The sequence below is a fragment of the Glutamicibacter nicotianae genome (assembly GCF_002797775.1).
Taxonomy (GTDB): domain Bacteria; phylum Actinomycetota; class Actinomycetes; order Actinomycetales; family Micrococcaceae; genus Glutamicibacter; species Glutamicibacter nicotianae.
Genome location: NZ_PGEY01000001.1, coordinates 2,480,067 through 2,503,511, shown reverse-complemented (window position 1 = coordinate 2,503,511; position 23,445 = coordinate 2,480,067). Strand labels below are relative to the sequence as shown.

The following is a 23,445-nucleotide window of genomic DNA, read 5'->3' as shown; positions in this document are numbered from 1 at the left end:
TGCGCACGATGACAATGGAAAACCTGCTGACCTGTACAGACTGGGATAAATACATTTCGCAGCACCTCAAGGTGGAGGAGTTTCCATGGGCAGCAAGTCGGTCATTGTCGTCGGAGCAGGTTCAGCAGGTGCGGTCGTCGCGCGCCGGCTGGTGGACGCGGGAGCGCATGTGACCTTGTTCGAAGCCGGGTCCGAAGACACCAACCCGGCCATCCATGACCTCTCGCGCATGGGCGAACTGTGGCATAGCAAGGACGACTGGGATTATCACACGGTCCCGATGGCAGGGGCCGCCAACAAGCCGATGCACTTGCCTCGTGGCAAGGTGCTCGGTGGATCGCACGCGCTGAACGCAACCATCTGGGTGCGCTGCGCACCGCAGGACTACGACGACTGGGCCAAGGACTGCGGCGAGCAGTGGGCCTGGAAGAACGTCTTGCCGATCTACAAGGATATCGAGAACTTCTCCGGCGGCGCCAGCAAGTTCCACGGCACCGAAGGGCTGGTGCCGGTGGACAACGACTACGAGCTGGATGAAATCCAGCAGTCGATCATCGACGCGGCAGTGCAGTCCGGCATCGAGTTCAACCCCGACTACAACGGCGAGCAGCTGGACGGCGTGTCCAAGGAGCAGATCAACGTCGTTGGCGGCGAACGCATCAACACCTGGAAGGCCTACCTCAAGCCGGTGCGCGAGCGTCTTGAGATCATCACCGACGCCGAAGTGCACTCGGTGATCCTGGAATCCGGCACCGTGGTGGGCGTGCGCTATCAGAAGGGCGGGCAGCTGCAGGAGCTGCGCGCCGATGAGGTGGTGCTCAGCGCCGGCGCCTTGGGCTCCCCGCAGATCCTCCTGCGCTCCGGAATCGGTCCGGCGGCCGAGCTCCAGGCCGTGGGTATCGAGCCGCTGCATGAGCTGGACCAGGTGGGCAAGAACCTGCATGACCACCTGCTCGCCCCGGTCATCGCCGAAACCACCACCCGGGACATTCCTGCCCCGCGCACCGGGGTCTCGGTCTCGCAATCGCACATGTTCTCCCGCTCCCGCGCAGACCTGGACCGCCCGGACACCCAGCCGATTTTCTTCGCCGTGCCAATGTACTCCCCGGGCATGGAACCGATCGAGGGCACCGCATTCACCCTGCACTCCGGAATCGTGACCCCGCACAGCCGTGGAGAAATCACCCTGAGCGGACCTGGACTGGAAGATCAGGTGAACATCGATTTGAATGCCCTGGATGATCCGCGGGATCTGGAGGCGTTCGTGTACTCGATGAAGCAGTGCCGAGCGATGGTCCAGCAGGACGCCTTGGCCCAGGACTGGGGTGCCCGGGAGGTGTACCCGGGCAATGAGGTGAAGAGCGATGAGCAACTGGGGGAGTACATCCGCAACAACGTGGTGACCTACCACCACCAGGTGGGTACCTGCCGCATGGGCACCGATGCGCAGGCAGTGGTGGATCCGCAGCTGCGCGTCCGCGGCCTGGCCGGCCTGCGCGTCATTGATGCGTCGATCATGCCGAAGATCACCACCGGCAACACCAACGCCCCGGCCATCCTCATCGGCGAGATGGGAGCCAAGTTCCTGGTGGCAGACCTGGGGCTCTGAACGGCGGGGAGGCCAAGCCAAATCGTCCACCCGCACCGCTGGACGGTGTTTGAGCAGAACCGGTGGGCGATGATGGCCGTCATTGCCATGCGCGATTCATCGATAAAACGCTCCTTCTTGAAATCGTTTCGAAATGAAATGATATTTTGGGGGAATGGCTGAACACCAGATTCCCCGGTTCCAATGGAACTCTCTGAGCTATCTCACTGCCCGCGCCGGACGCATCGGCACCCAGGAGCTGACCGAGCTGATGGAATCCGAGTCCTTGACCAGGCATCATTTCACCATCATCTGCGCGCTGGAGGAGTTCGGCGGCATCTCGCAGAATGACCTGGCGGCACGCTCGAATCTGAACCGTGGCCACCTGGTGGCCTACCTCGACCAGCTGTCCAGTCGCGGCATCCTGGAACGCAACGTCGATCCGGAAGACCGCCGCCGCAACCTCATTACGCTGACCGCCGCAGGCAGGAAGTTCGCTGCCCGGGCGATGGCCGCCGCCGAGCACAGCGAGGCCAAGGTGTTTGGCGCCTTGGATGCGCAGCAGCAAGTCCAGTTGCGCACCTTGCTCCAGCTGGTCGCCGTCCAGGACGGGGAAGCGCAGCAGTGAAACGCCATCTGAAGGAAGTCATGCGGCGCAGCGTCATCGTGGCCCCGCACCGCCCGTCGCTCATCCCGGCATCCAAGGCGACGCTCAGCCTGGCCGTGCCGCTGATCCTCGTGGCAAGTGCTGGCCGGCTGGACTGGGCAATGTACGCCGCATTCGGCGCTTTCTGCGCGGTCTTCGGCCGCTTCGATGCCTATGCGCCGCGTTTCTGGCAGCAGCTCTCGGCAGGCATCGTGCAGCTGCTCGCCATGCTGCTGGGCACCTACTTCTCGCTCATCGATGCGCCGTTCCTGGTGCGCGCGCTGGTGCTGGCAGTTATCGGCTTCGGCGCCAACTACGTCTCGCATGCCGCACGCTGGATGCCGCCAGGACCAATCTTCGCGGTCTTCGCCGGCGGGGCCTGCCTGAGCCTGCCGGCTACCGTGGACAACTTCACCGGGGTGCTGCTGGCAGGCGGCGGCACGATGGTCTTCAGCATGCTGCTGATGCTGGGCCTCTCGCTGCGCAAAGCGAACCTGCGCCATACCCTTGGCTCCGGATTCAACTGGGCTCCCAGCGACCGGGCCATGCCGGAGTCGCTGCAGATGGGTTCGGGCGTGCTGCTCGCTGCAGTCATCGCCTGCCTGGTCGGCGACGGCCACTGGTACTGGGCCAGCCTCGGCGCGATCGCTGCGGTCACCGGCATCGATGCCTATGCGCGCGTGGCCCGCGGGCTGCAGCGCTGCGTGGGCACCTGCCTCGGGGTGGCGCTGGCTGCCGTGGTTTTCGCCTTCGATTCCCCGCTCTGGGTGGTCCTGGCCGCCGCGCTGGCCTCGCAGTTCATCATCGAGCTGGTGATCCTGCGCAACTATGCGGTGGGCATGGTCTTCATGACCATCTCCGCGCTGCTCATGGTCCACCTGGTCAGCCCGGAACCGCCTTCGTCGCTGCTCATCGACCGGATATCCATGACGGCGCTCGGCGCCGCTGTGGGTGCGGCGCAGAGCATCATCATTTCCTCGATCGTTTCCCGCCGCCAGCGCAGATGAACGGGGGAAGCGGCTACTGATTCCCGGTGATCACCTGGGCATCGAGCTTGCTGGCTTCGATGGAGATGTGGCGGGCCAATTGCATCTCGGGCGCTGAGAGCCGCTCAGGCTGGTTGGGCGCCAGACGCAGCTCCACGGTGGTGATCCGCCAATCCAGATGCGGATGCCGGTTGTCTTGCTCGGCACGCAAGCCCACCTGGACTATGAACTGCAGGGCAGTGCTGGAGGAATCGAAGCGGTAGGCGGCCCGCAGCCCCCGGTCATCACGCATCCAGTCGGGCAAGTCCGCCGGCACCTGGCCGGATTCGATGCGCGGCAATGGACCCGTTGATTTCATGGTTCTTTCCTCCTGAGGCAGCTGTTCGAAGGTAGCCAGCGCTTGCTGGCTGAACCAATGATGGCATTGATCCTGCAGGCGGCAATAGCGATCCCAGCGAGCACGCAGAAAGGCCCCGGCAAGATGCCGGGGCCTGGGCTGCGCAGCCGGTGCGTGCAGTGCTACTGGTGCACGTTTTCGTTGGCCCGCGGGGCAGCTTCCTGCTCGTGATTGGCGAAAGATTTCGCGTCACGGTATGCGGCCGCTTCGTAGCGTTCATGCGCCACCTTGGCCAGGTGCGCGGCGCGCAGCTCCTGGTGCTGCGGGTTGCGGCGGATGTACAGGTAGCCGGCGCCCAGGACCAGGAACCAGGCCGGGGTGATCAGCAGGGCGGTGTAGGTATCGGCCTGGGTGGTCAGCGCCCAGATGATGAAGCCGAAGAAGCCGAGCACCACATACGGCATGAGAACTCCGCCTGGCACCTTGAACTTCGAGGCATCGTGCAGGTGCGGGCGGCGGGCCCGGAAGACCAGGTAGCTGAGCAGGATGATGGTCCACACGAACATGAAGCACAGGGCCGAGACGGTGGTGACCAAGGTGAAGGCGCCCATCACCGAGTCGCCGCTGTAGAGCAGGGCGACGCCGGCCAGCAGGAACATGCAGGAGAACATCAGCGCGTTCTTCGGGACCTTGCGTCCGGAGAGCTTGGCGAAGCTCTTCGGGGCATCGCCTTCCATGGACAGGCCGCGCAGCATCCGCGAGGTGGAGTAGATGCCGGAGTTGGCGCTGGAGGTGGCGGAGGTGAGCACCACGAAGTTGATGATGCCCGCGGCGCCGGCCAGGCCGGCCAGGGCGAACATGCCCACGAATGGGGAGTTCTCGGCGGAGAACAGGTTCCACGGCTCGACCATCATCAGGATCAGCAGGGCGCCGACATAGAAGAACAGGATGCGCACGGGAATCGAGTTGATCGCCTTGGGTAGCGTCTTTTCCGGGTCCTTGGTTTCGGCTGCGGTGGTGCCCACCAGCTCGATGCCCACGAAGGCGAACACGGCGATCTGGAAGCCGGCGACGAAGCCCATGAAGCCGGTGGGGAACATGCCGCCGTGCGCCCACAGGTTGGCGAAGGAGGAAGTTGTGCCGTCGTGCTGGAAACCGGTGATGATCATGACCAGGCCGACCACGATCAGCGCGCCGATGGCCACGATCTTGATCAGCGCGAACCAGAATTCGGTTTCGCCGAAGGCCTTCACGGTGGCCAGATTCAGCACCAGCAGCAGTGCGATGCATGCCAGGGCCGGGATCCACAATGGGAGGTCGCCCCACCAGAAGGCGACATAGTGGGCGATGGCCACCACATCGGCGATGCCGGTGACCACCCAGCAGAACCAGTAGGTCCAGCCGGTGAAGAAGGCGGCCCAGGGACCGAGCAGATCTCCGGCGAAATCGGCGAAAGTCTTGTATTCGAGGTTGCTCAGCAGCAGCTCGCCCATGGCGCGCATGACGAAGAAGAGCATGAAGCCGATGATCATGTAGACGAAGATGACCGACGGGCCGGCGACCGAAATGGTCTTGCCGGAGCCCATGAACAGGCCCGTGCCGATCGCGCCGCCAATGGCGATCAGCTGGATGTGTCGATTGGAGAGCCCGCGCTCGAGAGTGGGGCCAGAACTGGTGGTACTCATGCTGGTTGCCTTCCAGGAGTGTGGCGTGGCGCCCCGAAGCTGATCTGCCTCCAAGCCGGGTTGGCTTGGAGCGCAGTCTCGCTTCGATGAACACTTCCGTTTCGGAGCAGTCCAGCGGGCTTGCCCGGCACGCTGCGCAAAGAGCAGGGACCAGGCCAGCCACGGGGAGTACCTCGAATCCGGTGCGCTCGGTGCGGCACTGTTCTTGGTCCCTCCCCAATCTGTATGTCGACCTGAGAGTTTTCACTTCGGCCCGATTACTGGGCGAAGCTTGCTCCTTCGGTGAGTGCGGCCGTGCCGCACTGCTTTCCAGATTTGCCTAGTCGTGGCGGTACGGGTGCCTGAGAGTTTCCCGGGGAGGAAATTGCTCCTACGGCGCCCGCCCATGGTGTGGGCGGGTCTCTCCCGCCACGCATCAGCGGCATATGTGGTGATTGCCATCACAGTATGCGCAGAAACCTCAACGTGGTGCAAGTCGCATTTTCACATTTTGGGCCGACGGCAACCGCGCAACTCCCGGGAACAAGCGATCACCTGCCGGAAATCAAGGGTTTCTTGCTTCGTAATGAATAGCGGGCTTTCCCATGGTGCGTGCATCGGGGCCAAGGCCGTGTTGCTGCCATAGGCACGCGACTGCCGATCCAGCAGAGGGCGAGGCCGGGGTGCTTCGGGTTGGGCAGACGCTTCACAATTCACCGTCTGCGGCAGGGTGTGGCAGGATGCACAATACAAACTTCCAGTCCGGGGCCAGTCCGGTCTTCCGGCAACGCGAGAAGCACTGCATCATCATGTATTCCCGAGCCTGCCATGCGTGCGGAGTGAACAAAGAAGGGACCATCCATGGGCGAATCTGAGCAAAAGAACGGCAATCGCGACTTTGTGGGCTACGGCCGCAAGAGCATTGACCCGCAGTGGCCCGCAGGTGCCAAGCTTGCGGTGCAATTCGTGGTCAACTACGAAGAAGGCGGCGAAAGCTGCGTTCTTGACGGAGACCCCGCTTCCGAGCATCTGCTCTCCGAAATCGTCGGTGCCGCGCCGTGGCCAGGACAGCGCAACCAGAATATGGAATCGCTCTACGAGTACGGCTCGCGCGCCGGATTCTGGCGCCTGCATCGCGAATTCACCGAGCGGAACCTTCCGGTTACCGTCTTCGGAGTGGCTGCCGCAATGGCACGCAATCCCGAAGCCGTGCAGGCCATGAACGAGGCCGGATGGGAAATTGCCAGCCACGGCTACCGTTGGCTGGAATACAAGGATTTCGATAAGGAAGAGGAACGCCGCCACATCCATGACGCGGTGAAGGTTCACACCGAAACGGCCGGTGAACGACCCTATGGCATGTACCAGGGCAAGCCTTCGGACAACACCTTGGAACTGGTCATGGAAGAAGGCGGATTCCTCTATTCGGCCGACAGCTATGCAGACGATTTGCCTTATTGGACCCAGACGAAGGAAGGCAAGCCGTTCCTGATCGTTCCTTACACCCTGGATGCCAATGACATGCGCTTCGCGACGCCGCAGGGATTCAACTCCGGTGACCAATTCTTCACCTACCTCAAGGATGCCTTCGACACCCTGTATCGCGAAGGCCAGGAAGGCTCGCCGAAGATGATGAGCATCGGATTGCACTGCCGCTTGGTGGGCAAGCCGGGCCGCATCGCCAGCCTGCGCCGCTTCCTGGACTACATTTCCGGGTTCGAGGACATCTGGGTAGCCCGCCGCGTGGATATTGCCAAGCACTGGTACGAGAACCATCTGCCGATGTAGTCGCCAAAGCAGGCAAGCACGGCCCTGCGGCGTCCAGGCGGCAGCGGTGCCGTGCTTGCCTGCCCGGCGGGCCACCAGCGGGGCGGTTGTCCCAAGCACGAGATCGTCTAGTGCCGAGCGTTCTTCGTGATCCATGGATCACGCCCGGTGGCATTCAGCAGGCTTGCCGGTCGCTTCGCCACCTCGTGACTCCGTCCCGCCAGGGAATCCCGGTACGCCAAACGAGGAGCCCAACTGGAACCAAGAAGGCCGAAGGCGCACCAATTCCTGCAGTTTCGCGGCAACCAGCCCGATGGATGCCGACGGCTTCACCAGCCAATGCGAAGTGGTGGACTCCGTCGCGGCCCCGATCCCTATCGGCTCCAAGGCCAGCGCCAGGATGGCCCCCCGGGGCAAGTGGCAGTCCTTGTTCACTGCTGGCCAACCTTTGAGTACAGGGCACGCACGGCGGCCCGCACACCGGTGGCCAGCGTTGGATCGGTGATCGGGGCGAAGAACGGCGAGTGGTTGGCCGGGGGAGCCCCGGCGGCCAGGGTTTCGGCGCTGTTGCCGCCGAAGAACCAGAACACGCTCGGCACCCCGATCGCTGATGCCAGCGCGCCGAAATCCTCGCTGCCCATCACCGGAGTGCCTTGCACGACCTTCTCTGCGCCGAATTCCCCGCGGAACTGCTCGGCGAGCTTCCCGGCTTCCTCCGGGTCGTTGTACAAGGGCGGGAAATTGGAGATGTCCTCGATGACCGGCTCCGGTGCTCCCGAGGCCAGTGCCTCGTGGGCAATGATCCGGCGCAGGGAATCCAGGACGGTGCGGCGCACCTTGGGATCGAAGGTGCGCACATTGATCGTGAAGACCGCGCGATCGGGAATCACATTCTCCTTCAGCCCCGCATTGAAGGAGCCGATGGTGAGCACAGCTGCCGACTGCGGGGCCACCTGGCGGGAAACAACGGTCTGCAAGCGCATCACCATGGCGGCTCCCAGCACGATCGGGTCAATTGAATGCTCCGGCATCGAGCCGTGCGAGCCCTGGCCCATCACCGTCACCCGGAAGGAATCAGCGGTGGTCATCGCCGCCCCACCCATCAGGGTGACGGTGCCCGCCAGCCCGCCCATGACATGCTGGCCGTAGACCACCTCGGGCTTGGGCGCCTTGTCCCACAATCCGTCCTCCACCATGGCCTTGGCCCCGGCAGCGGTTTCCTCGCCCGGCTGCAGGATGAAGACCAGCGTGCCCGCCCACGCATCGGTTCCCCGGGCAAACAGCTCGGCGGTTGCCAGCGCCACGGCCATGTGCGAGTCGTGGCCGCAGGCATGCATCACCGGCACCTCGGTGCCATCCTCCAGCACACCGGTAGCTTCGCTGGCATAGTCCCGGCCGGTGTCCTCGAGCACCGGCAGCCCGTCGGTATCGGCCCTGAAGGCCACCACCGGGCCTGGCCCGTTGCGCAGCGCCCCCACCACTCCGGTGCCGCCGCAGCGGAAAACCTCCAATCCCGCGTCGCCCAGCCTGCGGGACAGGAAATCCGCGGTGCGGTGCTCCTGCATGGACAGTTCGGGATGGGCATGCAGATGCTTGTAGGTGCTGATCAGCTCTGCCGCGGATGCGGCGGTGAGCTGCAAGGATGCTGGGATGCGGGTCATTTCCGGTTCTGGCCTTCCAGTCGATGCGGTGGCGGGGTAGTTGGCGGCATCCGGTCCTAGTAGACCGGGCCCTCGGGCGGATTGCCGTGCTCATCGGGTTCCCGGGCCGCGGCGATGGCCCGCTTGTCGCGCAGGAACCAGGCGATGACCGCGATGGCGGTGGAGAACAAGCCCATCTGCGGGGAGAGCGGAACCAGCCCGAAGACCACGATCAGCGAGACCACCAGCGCAATGATGGCCGCGCGCGGGGCCTTCTGGCTGACGATGGCCTGCACGACGACAGCACCCATGACGGTGGGCAGGATGTAGGTCTGGGCGGTGGTGATCAGGCCGGCGGGAATGACGCTGACCAGCCAGGTGCCCATCAGCCCGACGAAGATGAACAGCGAGGCCAGGTGCACTGCGGCCGCGCCGCAGATCGCCGCCACCGAAGCCAGCTCGCCCTTGCGCGTGCCCGGTTTCACCCCCGATGGTGGACTGGGCGATCATCGCCGCCGGCAGCAGCTTGTTGGAAATGTTGCCGATCATGAACGCCTGGTACATCGAGGAGGCGCCGAGGATCGGGAAGTAGGTCAGCGGTTCGACGATCCAGATGACTCCCAAAACCGCGGCCAGTGCGCCGAAGGCTGCGAGGATGCCGGAGAGCGGGATGTCCAGTCCCGAGAAGAAGACCAGATAGGCGGGGGCCGCGAGCGAAAAGGCCAGGCCGGTGAGCATGGTGATCCGTCCCCAGCGGGAGGTGGTCCGGTCGAAGGCTCCCAGCGCTTCGTGGATGTTCGTTGCCTGTGGCATGATGTGCTCCTTGGTTTCCTTGCGCGCTAGATCCGGCCAGCGAAATAGGTGATGGCCAAGGAGAGCAGGATGGCGATGCCCAATGCCCATTCCTTGATCCAGGATGCCTGCAGCCATCTGGCCAGCAGCATCAAGAGCGTCATGATCACCGCTGACGAGGCGAAGGCGACGAGATGCAACGCGGACTTCGGCAGTTCGCCAATGCCCAGGACCATGAATGCCGCGATCATGGCAGCGCCGGGCACCACGGTCACCACCGCGGGGTTGACCTTGCGCAGTGCGGAGTCGCCGCGCTTGAGCAGGGGCGTGAGGATCAGGTTGCGATCATCCACATGGCACCGCCCAGCGACATGGCCGCCAGCGCCAGGCCGAAGACTGCCTGGGTGTAGGTGGGGCCACCCAATTCGGTGCCGGCCGATTTGGCGGCAATTGCGGCGGCCGCGGTCTCATAGGAGACCGATCCGATCAGGCCGATGCGCACCAGCACCGCCGGGGTGCCGAAGACGGTCAGCAGCGCGATGGCCACCAGTACCACCGCCAGCGACGGGCCGAGGGCCGAGATTGCGCCGGCCTTGAAGCTGGTGCTGACATCTTCCTGGCTCATCCCGATGTGCGGGGCGGCCGTCTTGGCCGCTTTCATGTAGATCAGGCTCTGGAGGACGATGACCAGGAAAACGCCGATCGCGCAGGCCCACAAGATGGGGGGAGTTGGCGACGGCAAGAATATCGGTGGAATTGTTATCCATGACGGCGGGAACTGCGGCTGACAATTTCATGGAGAGCTGCCAATCCTTGAAAATATTCCAACCCGGACCAGCCGGTGCCGGCTGGAATTCCCAGGTCTTGGTCGGCGAGCGCCGCATACCGCTGGCGGCCTGCCGTGGTTTCCTGCGCGGAAGACGATTCAGCTATCTGCGCGTGGTGCGCGCTTGGCTCTACCGTACTTGAGGATCGGAGTCTTGGAAATCGTTTGCGCCCGAAGTTTTCCTGCCGGAAAAGCGGGAATGTCTAGGGGATTGCAGAACGCATGGGGCGTGCCGCGCAATTTCTTGCGCGGCACGCCCCATGAGTTGTACCTAGTTCCTGCTATTGCTTTCCGAAACGGCGCAACCGCAGCGAGTTCAGCACCACCAGCACGGAGCTGGCGGCCATGGCGGCTCCGGCGATCATCGGGTTCAGCAGGCCCAGGGCCGCGACCGGGATGCCGGCGGTGTTGTAGGCGAAAGCCCAGAACAGGTTCATCTTGATCGTGGACAGGGTCTTGGCCGACAGGTCGATGGCCTGTGTCACCTGGTGCAGGTCATTGCCCATCAAGGTAATGTCGGCTGCCTCGATGGCCACGTCGGTGCCCGAGCCCATCGCGATGCCCAGGTCCGCCTGGGCCAGTGCCGGCGCATCGTTCACGCCGTCGCCCACCATGGCCACGACCTTGCCCTGCACCTGCAGCGTGCTGATCGCCTTGGCCTTGTCGGCAGGGAAGACGCCGGCGAAGACATCTTCTTGCTTGATGCCAACCTGTCCGGCCACCTCGGCGGCCACCAACTTGTTGTCGCCGGTCAGCAGCACGACGCGCAGGCCGCGCTCCTGGAGTTCGGCAATGGCCTTCGCGGAGCTGTCCTTGATCTTGTCTGCCACAGAGATCACTGCCTGGAACTGCTGGTCCACCGCGACCAGGATGGCGGTCGCGCCGGCCTGCTCGGACTCGTGGAGCATCTGCCGGGCGGATTCGTCCAGCGTGACTCCCTGGGATTCGAGCCATGAGGGGCGCCCGACGACCACCAGCTGGGTGCCTACGGTGCCCTTCACGCCGCCGCCTGGCTCCGCATGGAAACCGGTGACCTCGGCCAGCGGGGCCTGGGTGGACGCCGCGGCGGCGATGGCCTGGGCGATGGGGTGCTCGGAGTGGTGCTCCACGGCTCCGGCCAGCGCCAGTGCGGTGGCCTCGTCGACGCCATCGACGGTGCGGGTTCCGGTGTGCGCCATGACGCCGGTGGTGACGGTGCCGGTCTTGTCCAGCACGATGGTATCCAGCTTGCGGGTGTCCTCCAGAACCTGGGGTCCGCGGATCAGGATGCCCATTTGGGCGCCGCGGCCGGTGCCGACCAGCAGGCCGATCGGGGTGGCCAGGCCCAGGGCGCAGGGGCAGGCGATGACCAGCACGGCGACGGCTGCGACGAAGGCCGCGTAGGTATCACCGGTGACCAGCCACCAGGTGAGGAAGGTGAGTACGGCGATGCTCAGCACGATCGGCACGAAGACCGCCGAGATGCGGTCAGCCAGCCGTGCGATCGGGGCCTTGCCGGACTGGGCCTCCGAAACCAGCCGGCCCATCTGGGCCAGCGTGGTGTCCGAACCGACGCGGGTGGCCTCGACGACCAGCCGCCCGGAGGTGTTCAGCGTCGCACCGGTGACGTTGGTTCCGGGCTGTGCCTTCTGCGGCACCGATTCGCCGGTGATCAGCGAGGTGTCGATGGCGCTGGTGCCGGAGATGACCACGCCGTCGGTGGCGACCTTCTCGCCCGGGCGCACCACGAAGTGCTCCCCGATGCGCACCTGGTCGGCCGGGATCTTCACTTCCTGGCCCTCGCGCAGCACGGTGGCGTGCTTGGCGCCCAGGTTCAGCAGGGACTTGAGCGCATCGGAGGCCGAGGACTTGGCTCGGTGCTCAAGGTAGCGCCCGAGCAGCAGCAGCGTGGCCACCACGCCGGCGGTCTCGAAGTACAGCTGGTGCTCGCTCATGGCCATGCCGGTATGGGCGGTCATCTGCGGATCGAGAAACAGCTGGATGGCGGAGAACAGGTAGGCGGCCAGCACGCCCAACGAGACCAGGGTGTCCATGGTGGAGGCCAGGTGCCGCGCGTTGATCGCGGCTGCCTTGTGGAACGGCCAGGCGCCGTAGAGCACCACGGGGGTGGCCAGTGCGAAGGCTAACCAGCCCCAGTGCGGGAACTGGGCGGCCGGAACCATCGAGATGATGAACAGCGGAATGGTGAAGACCGCGGAGACCACCAGCCGGCGCAGCAGGTGGTTGGGCACCAGATGCTCGTGCCCGCCGTGCTCATGCTCTTCGTGGTGCTCGGGGGCCTTGGCCTCGGGTTTCAGCGAGGCGCCATAGCCGGCGGCCTTGACCGTGCTGATCAGCTCGTCGTCGCTGATCCCCGCGGGGACCTGTACCTTGGCGCTTTCCAACGGGAGGTTGACCGAAGCAGTCACCCCGGGCAGCTTGCCCAGCTTGCGCTCTACTCGGCCCACGCAGGAGGCGCAGGTCATGCCCTGGATGTCCAGGTCTACGGTGCGCAGTTCGGGGGAGTGGGTGGGGGTTTCGGAAGTCATGATGAAAATACCTTGAACTTTCCCGCCGCCGGCGGCGGCGCGGGTGCCTGTGCCGTGCGCTGGCTAGGCGTTGATGGCTTCGACGGTGTAGCCTGCCTCGTCGATAGCCTGGCGAATGGAATCCTCGGCGAGCGCCGAGGCGGAAGTGACCTTCACGGTGGAGATTCCCTGTGCGTCCAGTGCGACGTCCACGGAATCAACCCCGGCGATCTCCTTGAGTTCTTCGGTGACCGAAGCGACGCAGTGCCCACAGGTCATGCCCGAGACCTTGATTTCGGTCTGGGTCGGGGCCGCGGCGATGTCGGTGCGCGGCTGGATCTGCAGGCCCTGGTTGGAGTTCTTTTCCGAGGAGCATCCGCAGTTGCAGTTGTGGCTCATGATCTTGATCTCTTTCGATGAATTCTGTGTGAATTGGAAAATTGGTGCGTGGGCGCGGGCTTAGCGCACCAGGCGGGATATGGCGGCCGTGGCCTCGGCAATCTTGTCTTGCACGATGGACGGGTCGCCCTGCTCGATGGAGGACTTGGCCGCATCAACCACGCAGTGGCCGATGTGGTCATCGATGAGCTGCACGCTGACCTTGTGCAATGCCGCGTTGATGGCGGAGATCTGGGTCAGGATGTCGATGCAGTACTTGTCGTCATCTACCATCTTGGCCACTCCGCGCACCTGGCCCTCAATGCGCTTCAAACGTCGTTCCAGAGCGCTTTTGTCCGCGTGGTAGCCGTGGTGCTCGGCTGCTTCACGTGGCGTGTGGTTGGTATCCATACTTCGATAATACCCCCTAGGGGTATTAAGTCAAGTACCCCCTGGGGGTATCTTGGGTCCCCCAATCCGGCAGGGAAGCACGGTAGGATTTCACCCGTGAGCCACAACGAACTTCATGTGCGTCCGATATCCGGTACCGAGCACTCAGCATTCCTTGAGACCGCCCACGACGTCAGCTTCCTGCAGCGTCCCGAATGGGCTCAGGTCAAGGGCGGCTGGAGGGGTGAATCCCTCGGCTTCTTCGAGGAAGACGAACTGGTAGGAGCCGCACTGGTGCTGCATCGTGCGGCCCCGGTCATCAAGAAGACCCTTGCCTACTTGCCCGATGGCCCGGTTATCGACTTCGGTGCCTACGCACCGGCAGCGGTCATCCGCCCGCTGGCCTCCTACCTCAAGAACCGTGGCGCCTTCCAGCTGAAAATGGGCCCGGGACTTGCAGTGCGCACCTGGGGTGCCGCCGCCGTGCGCAAGAACCTGGGCAAGGAAGGCTTCACCCAGCTGAAGGACCTGGAAACCAAGAGCACGTCGAGCACCGCACTGGCACTGAATGATGCGCTGGCAGATCTGGGGTTCACCAAGGAAGACGTGGGCCTGGACTTCGCCGCTGGCCAGCCAGAATACGTGGCCCGCGTGGCGCTGCAGGATGACGAGGGAAACCAGCTGGATGCCGAGCAGGTCATGGCCAGCTACTCCTCGACAACCCGCAACGAGACCCGCAAGGCGCTGAAGAGCACTCTGGAAGTCGAGATCGGCGAAACCAAGGACATGGCCCGCTTCCATGCCCTGTACAACCACACCGCCGACCGCCAGGAGTTCACCGGCCGCCCGCTGAGCTACTTCGAGAAGATGCACACCGTGCTCAACGAAGCGGTCCCGGGCTCCTGCACCCTGTACATAGCCAGCAATGAAGGCGTGGATCTCGCGGCCGCCATTGTCATCCGCTCCTCGAACCTTGCCTGGTACCTGTACGGAGCCTCCTCCTCGGAGCAGCGCAAGCTGTTCGCCCCGAAGGCGATCATGCACCATATGGTCAGCGACTCCATCAAGGCCGGCTGCCGCTACCTGGACCAGGGCGGCGTGAGCGCAACCCTGGACAAGGAGCACCACCTCTCCGGGCTGACCAAGTTCAAGACCAACACCGGCTGCGACATCGTGCAGACCAACGGCGAATGGGACCTTGCGCTGAACAAGCCGCTGGCCTGGGCCTTCGAAAAGTACATGAACTGGCGCAAGAAGTAGGGAAAGCACCACTGTGGCAATCGATCCAACCCAGCCCTTTGTCCCCGTCATCCTCGGCGGAGATATCGGCACCTACACCCTGGCGCGCGAATTCTACGAGGCCTACGGCGTGCGCTCGGTGGTCCTGCCGGCCGCCGGCAACGGCGTCATCGAGCACTCGGTCGCCATCGAGCTGCGCCCCATCGGATCCATGGCCGACGAGGGACGCGTGGTCGCGGCCCTGGCCGAGCTGGCCGATGAGCTGAAAGCCGCGGGGGACCGGCCGCTGATGCTCTTCGGCTCGCTGGACTTCCACATCATGCTGATCGCCAAGCACCGCGCGCAGCTGGAAAGCCAGTACGTCATCCCGTACCCCGAGCTGGAAACCATCGAGGGCGCGGCGCTGAAGGAGAACTTCTACGCGCTCGCCGAGAAGCTGGGCATCGCCCACCCGCGCACGGCCGTGTATTACCCGGGAGCCGAGCTGGAATCCCTGGTTGGTTCCTTCGACTACCCGGTCATCGGCAAGCCATCGAGCTCCGCTGAATGGATTGCAGCCAAGTTCGAGGGCAAGCAGAAGATCCATACCATCAACAGCCGTGCGGAGCTTGAAGCGCTGCTGGCAAAGATCGATGGCAGCGGGTACGACGCGGGCTACATCCTGCAGGAATACATTCCCGGTGGCGATGACGCGATGCGGCTGTGCACCTATTTCGCCACCCAGGAAGAAAAGGTCATCTTCGCAGGCTACGGCGAAGTGGTGATCGAGGAGCACGCCCCGCTGGTGCTGGGCAACTCCGCCGCCATCGTCACCGGCCGGAACGACCAAATGGCCGCGGATGGAGCCCGCATGCTCGAGGAGCTGGGCTGGCGCGGGATCGCCATGATCGATGCCAAATACGACCACCGCGATGGCCAGATCAAGTTCTTCGAGATCAACCCGCGCCTGGGCCGCAACCACTTCTACCTGACCGCGGCCGGGGTGAACCCTGCCCGTTTCTACGTCACCGAGTTCCTCGGCGCGCAGTTCGACAATTCAGACCCGGAAACGGACGCCGTGGTGAAGAACGGGGCAGGCGTGCTGCAACTGTCGCGCCAGCGGCTGTTCACCGTGCTGCCGCACCATCTGCTGCGCCGCTTCTTCGATAGCGATACCGGACGCAAGGCCGAGGGGCTGCTCAAGGCCGGCAAGGTGTCGAACCCGTTGAAGTTCTCCGCCGAGAAGCACCCACGCCGCAAGCTCTACCTGCTGCTGAACGCGGTCAACCACTACCGCAAGTACAAGGCATTCCCGCCACGCGAGCAGTAGGCAACCTCGCCGAGGGCCGAGGGCCGAGGGCCTAGGGCCTAGGGCCTTGGCCGGGCAGGGGATTGCTGGGCGAAAGCGCCGGATGGAACAGTCCACCCGTCGCGGGCCTGGACCCACGGGCTCTGCGTGATCCGCGCGCCATCCAGGATGTCAAGGGTTGTGGGCTGGCCGTCGAAGGCCGGTGCGAGCTCGACCGGTGTCATGCCCCTGGCCGCGGCAATGCCCAGCGCAACGGTTTCATCCGGATCCAGGGATGTCGACATGGCATTCCACTCCAAAGTCGAGATCACCGCTTCGCCCGCAGGGATGGTGACGCGTTCAAGGAGGATGCCCGGTTCGGGCTGCAGCTGGACATCCGGTTGGGCGTCGCCATCCGCGTTGAGGAAAGCGATCTGCGGGTAGGAGCGCAGCGCGCACGGGCCGGCAGAAGTGTTCTTGGCAAACACCGGCAGGTACCGGGAACCGGCAGCCGCGTCGGGTGTTCCCAAAGCAATGTCCACATCGCCCTCCGCACACCATGGGGCCGACGGGTCTTGCGGCCAGCTGGTGACGTTATCGGGAAGAACCACCGGTCGGGGAATGAGCGACTCGGGTTTCTTGCCGCCAACCCAGCCTTCGGCAAGGACCTCGTATCCAGCTGAGAACAGCTTGTAGGGCATGGCCTCGTCAAATGCTTCATGCTGCTCCAGCCACACGTGGGTTTCCTGCTCGGCTGCTGCTGGCGCCTGGTTGCCAAGGGCCAGGTTCAACCCGGAATTATCAATGCTGGCGTTCTGGAAGATCCCCCGCTTGGCTGCATCAGCAAGGAGCTGGAGCTCGGACATATCGGTGCGATCCGTGGCCGAATAGCGCACGCTGTGATCGGCGAGGACCAGCTCGGCCGGGTGCTTGGCTTGGGCCGTGAATTCTCCCAGCTTCAGCAGCTGCTCCAGATTGTCCGCCGTGGCCGAGCCATTGATCACGCTGGCCGCGCCATGGTGGCGCAGGCCGAAGGCGAAGGCTGCCTTCTCGCCAAGCAAGGCAGGTTTCGCTTGTTCGTCAGCGGCGGCGGGGGAGATAATTTCGCTGACTTCCAACGGGTAGGCCTTGGTGTTCGTTCCCGGGATTTTCCGCGAGGGGCCGGCAACGAAAGACAGGTGGATTTCATTCATGTCCAGCGCCGGGGCTCCGGCCTGGATGTCTTGGGCCATCTGGGTGACGGCTTCTTTGGCTTGCCCGGGGGCGAGCTGATCTGAGAGCTCGAATTGCACGTCAACTGACAACTCCGGTGCGGCCAAGGCATCGCGCTCCGACACCCTGGAGGACACCTGGGAGCCCAAGACGCCGTCTCGATCCGCGACGGTTGCCAGGAAATCGCACACGTCATCGGGAGCATCGCAGGAGTCCCATGGCTTCCAGACCATCAGGAGAACTGTGATCAGCGCCAGCGCGGCAACGATGGCGCCAGCGCGCAGTGGTTTCATCTGGTCACTGTATCAAAAGCGTGTCCGTGCATCCGGGATGGCCCAGTGGAAAACAGCGTGGAAGCTATGCGAGTAAAATTTCAAGCACACGAAGTGAAAGGCAGTTCCCATGAGTTTGAAAGATCGCCTGCGCGATGACAGCATCGTCCACCTGAAGGCCGGCAACGAGCTGGAGAAGACGACCCTGCGCAATATCCTCAGCGCCATCGGCACCAAGGAGAAATCCGGGAAGAACCCCACGGAACTGAACGACCAGGACGTGGAGAACCTGCTGCGCAAAGAAGTCAGCAACCGCGAGGAAACCGCTGCCCTGGCTGCCAAGGACGGACGTGCCGAACACGCCGAACGCGAGCTGGCCGAAGCCGCCTTCATCTCCACCTACCTGCCGAAGGCGCTGGGCGAAGCAGAAGCCCAAGAGGTTGTCGACCGCGTCATGGCGGAACTGGCCGCCGACCACGAGCTGACCATGAAGGACATGGGCCAGGCAATGAAGCTGGTTGGCGCCGAAATCGCTGGCCGCTTCGACGGCAAGGCCCTCTCGCAGATGGTGCGCGCCAAACTGGGCTAATCCGTTGGGTATTGCCCTGCGCCACGAGGCCGTCCCCTTTTCCGGGGCGGCCTTTTAGCGTAGTGAAGGCAACGGATATGGGATCCGTGAATTGAAGCGGATAGTCTGTGGATACCATGCCTGACTTCCCGAAAAACCACGCCACCCTGTCCAAGGGGTTTGGCGCCTTGCTGATTCTCGCGATCATCCTGGCCTCGCTGAATCTGCGGCCGGCCGTCACCTCCCTGGGATCGCTGCTCGATCTGGTGATCGAGGACCTGCAGATGAATGGGTTCGTGGCCGGAATGATCACCGGGATCCCCCCGTTGTGCTTTGCGCTGATGGGCCCCTTGGCTCCGCGGCTGGCGGGCAAGCGCGGCCCGGAACTGGTGGTGGCCGCGGCCATGGGAGCCGTGCTGCTGGGCATCGCCCTGCGCGCGGTCGCGCCGGGGACCGGGTTCTTCCTGCTGTGCACCGCTTTGGCTCTGGCCGGCATCGCGGTCGGCAATATCCTGATGCCGGTGCTGGTCAAGCGCTGGTTCCCGGGAAAGATCGGGATTGTCACCGGCGCCTACACCACGGCGGTCGCCTTGGGCGCGTCCGGGGTGGCTGGGATTGCCGTGCCGGTGAACCAGATGCTTGGCGGGAACTGGCGCCTGGGCCTGGGCTTCTGGGCAATCTTGGCATTGCTGGCCCTGATGCTGTGGCTGCTGGTGTACTTCGGCATGCGCAACCGGATCGCGGCCCAGCAGCAGCTGGCCGGCAGTGCAACTGACGGAGCCGGCATCGGGCCGATGCGCAAGAATGCCACCGCATGGTGGGTGGCGTTGTTCTTCGGCGGCCAGTCCGCCGTCGCTTATATCTTCATGGGGTGGCTGCCCAAGATCTTCATCGACTTCGGCGTCTCTCCCGCGTTTGCCGGATCCCTGCTGGCGATCCTGCTGGGTGTGGGTGTCCCATTGTCCTTCGTGATGCCAGCGCTGGCTGCCAAATTCTCCAACCAGACTCCATTGGTGATCTTCAACGGCGCCGTGGGCATCATCGCGATCATCGGACTGCTGCTCGCTCCGGTCCAGGGAGCGGTGCTCTGGGCGGTGCTGCTGGGCATTTGCGGTTCGAACTTCCCGCTGGCGCTGACCATGATCGGGTTGAAGGCCCGCACCGCAGCCGGGGTGTCGAAGCTGTCCACCTTCGGCCAATCGGCCGGCTACCTGATGGCCTTTCCCGGTCCGTTCCTGGTCGGGGTGCTCCATGAAACCTCGGGTTCATGGGTTGCCCCGATCTGGCTGATCGCCGGCCTGATTGTCTTCCAAACCCTAGTTGGCATCATGGCCGGGCGTCCGCGCTACATCGAGGACACCCAGCTTCGGGAAGTGCGCTAGCTGGCGACCTCGCCCGGGGAGGCCGAGTCGACGTGCTTGCCGAAGCCGAGATCCGCCTGGAATCCTGCCACGCGTCCGGCCAATGAGGCGTTGGCGCTCCCGGAGGCGGCGCGGTTCCTGCTGCGGCGCAGGAACGGGTAGTTGCTGCTGACGTAGTCGTCCACCTGCTCCTTGCGGCTGGCCAGCACCAGTTCGGTCCCGCTGCCGTTGTGCACGCTTTCTTCCTGGTACAGGTTGGCGATGCGCGAGGCGACCTGCAGGAAGAAGCTGCGCTGGAATTCGCGGCGCTCAATGGTCTTCTCCGAGTCGGTGTACCAGTTCGTGTAGAGCCTTCCCTCCTGCGCCCACCAGTGGGCCATGGCGGCGGTGGCCTGGACCACCAGGGAAGCGAACAGGTTCTTGACCGTGGCGACATCCGATTCGTGGCCGATGATGTACAGCCTGCACGAGTTCGAGTAGTTGCTTTGCAGCATCGACACCGTGCGGAAGGCCCGACCCACCGCGGACAGGCCGTCGCGCTGGCCCAGCCGGTAGACGCCGCGCATATCGAAGTGTTCCTCGATGATGGCTTCCTTCCTCTTGCCCCGGTCGGCCGAATCCGCGTCCAGCTCGGCGCGGCCGATGCCGTAGCGCACCATGAGCCGTTCGGCATGCTCCTGGAACGCCTGCGCTTCATGCGGGAAATTGGTGTTCTCCGCCTTGTTCAGCAGCAGGGTGATGCGTTCTTTCAAGCGGTGCAGCTTCTGCTCTGAGGTGCTCATGGCTTCTTCCTTGGTAGCGGTCCTGCGGTGGTGAAACGGTGGTCTCCGGTTCTCTGCCCTAGTTTGCCACGAGGTGGCCGAGCCTGCTGGCGGGGCTGTGGGTAACGGCTTGCGGCAGACCCTAGCCGGTTGTGCTTTCCGCGCGTAGAGTGAAGGCACCAAGCAGGTCCAGCAGGCCGTGAACCTCGCTTCGCGGCTGGCCATCGGGAGGTTGTGATGGGTGATTTTCGGGCATACACCATGGAAGAGCGGTCCACGTACCTGGCTCCTTCGTGCGAGCGCTGCGGGCAGCATCGCCACATCGTGTGGGAACAGGTAGAGGGAACCGACACATACCTTCCACGCGATGCCGGGTGCTCCAATGAGGCCTGCACCGCGTAGCTAGCGCAGCCGGGCAGCCGGTGCCGCGTCAGGAACGGACGCCGAGGCTGGCGGAGATGCGCGCCGACGCGGCCGCGAGCACGTGGGCAATGCGGTTGCGGTCGCGTTCCAACGGCGGGTAGATCACGGCAATGGCCGCTGGCTTGCCCTGCGGAAGCAGCAGCGGAACGGCAATCGAGGTCAGCCCCGGGATCACTTCGTCATGGCTGAATTCGAAATCCTTGGCCGGATATTCGTCGGGATTGAGCATGGAGCGGATGACCCGTCCCGGTGCCCCGTTGTCGATGGGATGGCGGGTGCCCGGGCGCTGGGCCACGGTGGCATCGGCCAGCCGGGGTTCGGCGGTGCTCAGCGTGACAGCCGCTTCACCGTCGAAGACCACCAGCAGCGCGGTCATCTGCAGCTCATCGGAGACGGTGGCCAAATGCGGTGCGGCCGCGGCCTGCAGGGACTTGGCGACATTGCGTGCCAGCGCGCCCAGGCGTGCTCCCAATTCAAGCTCGCCTGCCGGATTGCGTTCTACGAAGCCGTACTGCTCGAAGGTCTTCACCAGCCGGTAGGCCATGGAGCGGTGCACGCCCAGCAGCCCTGCGAGTTCCGAGACGCTCAGCGGCGCCGCGGATTCCCCGATCAGGGTCAGTGCTTCTAGCCCGCGACCCAGGGTCTGCGAACCGCCTTCGGTGGTTTTGCTCATGATCCAATCATTTCATCTGGCATGCGCGGAAGCTTCCCGCGCTGTTCCCGGTGTGACGTACGTCTTGCCTCCAGCCTACGTGAAAGCTACGATTGTTTCTATAGTTACAACAGTGTCGCAACTATAGAGACAATAGAGGGTCGCGGCACAGCACAAGGAGCCAGATAATGCAGATTCACCACAGGGGATACGTCTCCGGAGACCCGCGCGTCAAGGAAGCCGCCGGCTACGGTATCAACCGCGCCGAGGAAATCCCCGATGAAATGGATGTGCTGATCGTTGGCACCGGTCCGGCCGCCGCCGTGGTGACCGCGCAGCTCTCTCGCTTCCCGAGCATCAACGCCCGCGCCATCGAGATGCGCCCGGGCCGCCTGGAAGTGGGCCAGGCCGACGGCATCCAGGCCCGCTCGGTGGAGACCTTCCAGGCCTTCGGCTTCGCCAATGAAGTCATCGAAGAGGCTTACCGCAATGTGGAGATGTGCTTCTGGACCCCGGACCCGGAAAACCCTGCGAACATCAAGCGCCACTCCCGCGCCGCTGACGACTCCACCGGGATGAGCGAATTCCCGCACATCTACGTGAACCAGTCGCGCATCCTCGACTATTTCCTGCGCGACGCCGAACGCGCGCCGGGCAAGATCACCCCGGACTACGGCGTGGAATTCCTGGACTGCGAGATCGACCCCGAGGCCGAATACCCGGTCTCCGCGCACATCAAGTACGTGGCCGGGCCGCGTGCCGGCGAAGAACGCACCGTGAAGGCGAAGTACCTGGTCGGTGGCGACGGCGCGCGCAGCCAGGTGCGGCGTTCGCTGGGCCACAAGCTGCACGGCGATGCCGCGTTGCACGCCTGGGGCGTCATGGACGTCATGGTCAACACGGACTTCCCGGACATCCAGGTCAAATGCTCCATCCAGTCCCACGACCAGGGCAATATCCTGCTCATCCCGCGCGAAGGCGGCTACCTGGTCCGCTTCTACGTGGACCTGGGCGAAACCACCGCGGAAGACGCCGGCGCCATCCGCAGCACCCCGGTTGAGCAGATCGTGGACACCGCCAACCGCATCATCCACCCGTACACCATGGACGTGAAGAACGTCGCCTGGTTCTCCGTCTACGAGGTGGCGCACCGCATCACCGACGGTTTCGACGACGTCCCCGACGAGGAGCGCGGCACCCGCAGCCCGCACGCCTTCATCATGGGCGATGCCTGCCACACCCACTCGGCCAAGGCCGGCCAGGGCATGAACGTGTCCATCCAGGACGGTTTCAACCTGGGCTGGAAGCTGGCCGCCGTGCTCGAGGGCCGTGCCCCCGAAGCACTGCTTGACACCTACGCCGAGGAGCGCAAAGTCATCGCGCAGAACCTGATCGACTTCGACAAGGAATGGTCCACGCTGATGGCCAAGTCCGTCGAGGACTGGACCGATCCGGACGAACTGGAGAAGTACTACACCCAGACCATGGAATTCCCTGCCGGGTTCATGACCCAGTACAGCGCATCGCAGATCACCACCGGCACCGAGCACCAGGAACTGGCCCCGGGCTTCCCGGTGGGCAAGCGCTTCAAATCCGCCGAGGTCATCCGCCGCTCGGACAACCGCTGGCGCCACCTGGGCCACTTCCACGAGGCCGATGGCCGCTGGCGCGTCTACGTCTGCGCCGACGCGGCCGCCCCGGCGCTGGAAGGCACCAAGATGGCCGACTTCGCCGCCTGGTGGGCCGAGGACGCTTCTTCGCCACGCAACCTGTACACCCCGGCCGGCGGGGACGAGGATGCGGTCTTCGACCTGAAGGCCATCTACCAGCAGGACTACACCGAGATCGAGCTGCATGACGTGCCCAAGGCCTTCCAGCCGCTGAAGGTTCCGTACGGCCTGCACGACATCAACCAGGTGTTCGCTGCAGGCCACGGCCGCGACATTTTCCGCGACCGCGAGATCAGCAAGGACGGCGCCATCGTGGTGGTCCGCCCGGACCAGTACGTGGCAGGCATCTTCCCACTGGATGCGCGCGAGGAGATCTCCGGATTCTTCGCCGGGAACATGCTCCCGGTCAACCCCTAGGAAACCGCATGGGCCCCGTGGCCGCACCCTGCTCATGCAGCGGCGCGGCCACGGGGCCCAGTGCTGTTCTGCGGGTGCCGGG

The 23,445-nt window shown here is 64.2% G+C and carries 21 protein-coding genes and 1 riboswitch; of the genes, 9 read left to right on the top strand and 12 right to left on the bottom strand.

The window, feature by feature from the left end:
* Positions 1 to 85: 85 nt before the first annotated feature.
* The 3 genes from ATK23_RS11630 (at position 86) to ATK23_RS11620 (ending at position 3,241) form a co-directional block, all read left to right on the top strand.
* Positions 86 to 1,609, top strand: a complete 1,524-nt coding sequence (locus ATK23_RS11630) for a GMC family oxidoreductase (protein WP_066142125.1) — start codon at positions 86 to 88, stop codon at positions 1,607 to 1,609.
* A 154-nt stretch (positions 1,610 to 1,763) separates the two neighbouring features.
* Positions 1,764 to 2,216: a MarR family winged helix-turn-helix transcriptional regulator gene (locus ATK23_RS11625; protein WP_066142122.1), complete on the top strand. Its 453-nt coding sequence runs from the start codon at positions 1,764 to 1,766 to the stop codon at positions 2,214 to 2,216.
* Positions 2,213 to 3,241 (top strand): FUSC family protein, encoded by a 1,029-nt coding sequence (locus ATK23_RS11620; protein ID WP_143181073.1) that lies wholly within the window; start codon positions 2,213 to 2,215, stop codon positions 3,239 to 3,241. Before ATK23_RS11625 ends, ATK23_RS11620 begins: the two co-directional genes overlap by 4 nt.
* Before the next feature lie 13 nt (positions 3,242 to 3,254).
* On the opposite strand, the gene ATK23_RS11615 is transcribed toward ATK23_RS11620, so the two are convergent.
* Positions 3,255 to 3,578 (bottom strand): 4a-hydroxytetrahydrobiopterin dehydratase, encoded by a 324-nt coding sequence (locus ATK23_RS11615; RefSeq protein ID WP_083515605.1) that lies wholly within the window; start codon positions 3,576 to 3,578, stop codon positions 3,255 to 3,257.
* 161 nt (positions 3,579 to 3,739) lie between these two features.
* The gene (gene cycA / locus ATK23_RS11610) at positions 3,740 to 5,242 is read right to left on the bottom strand and encodes a D-serine/D-alanine/glycine transporter (RefSeq protein ID WP_066142114.1); all 1,503 of its coding nucleotides are present in this window, start codon (positions 5,240 to 5,242) and stop codon (positions 3,740 to 3,742) included.
* Positions 5,243 to 5,561: 319 nt separating this feature from the next.
* Positions 5,562 to 5,660, bottom strand: a riboswitch (glycine riboswitch).
* Between the two features lie 422 nt (positions 5,661 to 6,082).
* Between cycA and puuE the strand changes: the two genes are divergently transcribed.
* Positions 6,083 to 7,009 (top strand): allantoinase PuuE, encoded by a 927-nt coding sequence (gene puuE, locus ATK23_RS11605; RefSeq protein WP_066142111.1) that lies wholly within the window; start codon positions 6,083 to 6,085, stop codon positions 7,007 to 7,009.
* Between the two features lie 410 nt (positions 7,010 to 7,419).
* Here puuE and ATK23_RS11600 read toward each other — a convergent pair whose 3' ends face one another.
* The 7 genes from ATK23_RS11600 to ATK23_RS11575 form a co-directional block, all read right to left on the bottom strand.
* Positions 7,420 to 8,649: an amidohydrolase gene (locus tag ATK23_RS11600; protein ID WP_066142102.1), complete on the bottom strand. Its 1,230-nt coding sequence runs from the start codon at positions 8,647 to 8,649 to the stop codon at positions 7,420 to 7,422.
* Positions 8,650 to 8,705: 56 nt separating this feature from the next.
* A complete protein-coding gene (locus ATK23_RS16735; protein ID WP_322787536.1) occupies positions 8,706 to 9,113 on the bottom strand; it encodes a hypothetical protein in 408 nt (135 codons plus the stop codon).
* 354 nt (positions 9,114 to 9,467) lie between these two features.
* Complete coding sequence (locus tag ATK23_RS16800) at positions 9,468 to 9,773, bottom strand: DUF5058 family protein (RefSeq protein WP_407645306.1); 306 nt, start codon at positions 9,771 to 9,773, stop codon at positions 9,468 to 9,470.
* Positions 9,755 to 10,138, bottom strand: coding sequence for a DUF5058 family protein (locus tag ATK23_RS16795; RefSeq protein WP_407645324.1), 384 nt, complete (start codon positions 10,136 to 10,138; stop codon positions 9,755 to 9,757). The genes ATK23_RS16800 and ATK23_RS16795 overlap by 19 nt, the downstream gene beginning before the upstream one ends.
* 389 nt (positions 10,139 to 10,527) lie before the next feature.
* A complete protein-coding gene (locus tag ATK23_RS11585; protein WP_066142098.1) occupies positions 10,528 to 12,774 on the bottom strand; it encodes a heavy metal translocating P-type ATPase in 2,247 nt (748 codons plus the stop codon).
* A 63-nt stretch (positions 12,775 to 12,837) separates the two neighbouring features.
* Positions 12,838 to 13,152, bottom strand: a complete 315-nt coding sequence (locus tag ATK23_RS16590) for a heavy-metal-associated domain-containing protein (RefSeq protein ID WP_083515604.1) — start codon at positions 13,150 to 13,152, stop codon at positions 12,838 to 12,840.
* Between the two features lie 60 nt (positions 13,153 to 13,212).
* Positions 13,213 to 13,542, bottom strand: a complete 330-nt coding sequence (locus ATK23_RS11575) for a metal-sensitive transcriptional regulator (RefSeq protein ID WP_066142096.1) — start codon at positions 13,540 to 13,542, stop codon at positions 13,213 to 13,215.
* 96 nt (positions 13,543 to 13,638) lie between these two features.
* Here ATK23_RS11575 and ATK23_RS11570 point away from each other — a divergent pair, with 96 nt between their 5' ends.
* Both ATK23_RS11570 and ATK23_RS11565 read left to right on the top strand, forming a co-directional pair.
* Positions 13,639 to 14,781: a lipid II:glycine glycyltransferase FemX gene (locus ATK23_RS11570; RefSeq protein ID WP_066142093.1), complete on the top strand. Its 1,143-nt coding sequence runs from the start codon at positions 13,639 to 13,641 to the stop codon at positions 14,779 to 14,781.
* A gap of 13 nt (positions 14,782 to 14,794) precedes the next feature.
* Positions 14,795 to 16,069, top strand: coding sequence for a carboxylate--amine ligase (locus tag ATK23_RS11565; protein WP_066142090.1), 1,275 nt, complete (start codon positions 14,795 to 14,797; stop codon positions 16,067 to 16,069).
* Positions 16,070 to 16,107: 38 nt separating this feature from the next.
* Here the strand turns inward: ATK23_RS11565 and ATK23_RS11560 are convergent, their stop codons facing one another.
* Positions 16,108 to 17,532, bottom strand: a complete 1,425-nt coding sequence (locus ATK23_RS11560; RefSeq protein WP_066142088.1) for a DUF4232 domain-containing protein — start codon at positions 17,530 to 17,532, stop codon at positions 16,108 to 16,110.
* A gap of 109 nt (positions 17,533 to 17,641) precedes the next feature.
* Between ATK23_RS11560 and ATK23_RS11555 the strand changes: the two genes are divergently transcribed.
* Together ATK23_RS11555 and ATK23_RS11550 are read left to right on the top strand one after the other, a co-directional pair.
* The gene (locus ATK23_RS11555; protein WP_066142085.1) at positions 17,642 to 18,100 is read left to right on the top strand and encodes a GatB/YqeY domain-containing protein; all 459 of its coding nucleotides are present in this window, start codon (positions 17,642 to 17,644) and stop codon (positions 18,098 to 18,100) included.
* A 116-nt stretch (positions 18,101 to 18,216) separates the two neighbouring features.
* Complete coding sequence (locus ATK23_RS11550) at positions 18,217 to 19,461, top strand: CynX/NimT family MFS transporter (protein ID WP_245858385.1); 1,245 nt, start codon at positions 18,217 to 18,219, stop codon at positions 19,459 to 19,461.
* Here the strand turns inward: ATK23_RS11550 and ATK23_RS11545 are convergent.
* Together ATK23_RS11545 and ATK23_RS11540 are read right to left on the bottom strand one after the other, a co-directional pair.
* Positions 19,458 to 20,222 carry a DUF2786 domain-containing protein gene (locus ATK23_RS11545; protein ID WP_066142081.1) on the bottom strand — a complete coding sequence of 255 codons (765 nt, stop codon included), beginning with the start codon at positions 20,220 to 20,222 and terminating at the stop codon, positions 19,458 to 19,460. The genes ATK23_RS11550 and ATK23_RS11545 overlap by 4 nt on opposite strands.
* A gap of 409 nt (positions 20,223 to 20,631) precedes the next feature.
* Positions 20,632 to 21,297, bottom strand: a complete 666-nt coding sequence (locus tag ATK23_RS11540; RefSeq protein ID WP_066142077.1) for an IclR family transcriptional regulator — start codon at positions 21,295 to 21,297, stop codon at positions 20,632 to 20,634.
* A gap of 167 nt (positions 21,298 to 21,464) precedes the next feature.
* On the opposite strand from ATK23_RS11540, the gene ATK23_RS11535 reads away from it, so the two are divergent.
* Positions 21,465 to 23,363 (top strand): FAD-dependent monooxygenase, encoded by a 1,899-nt coding sequence (locus ATK23_RS11535; RefSeq protein ID WP_066142074.1) that lies wholly within the window; start codon positions 21,465 to 21,467, stop codon positions 23,361 to 23,363.
* Positions 23,364 to 23,445 lie beyond the last annotated feature (82 nt).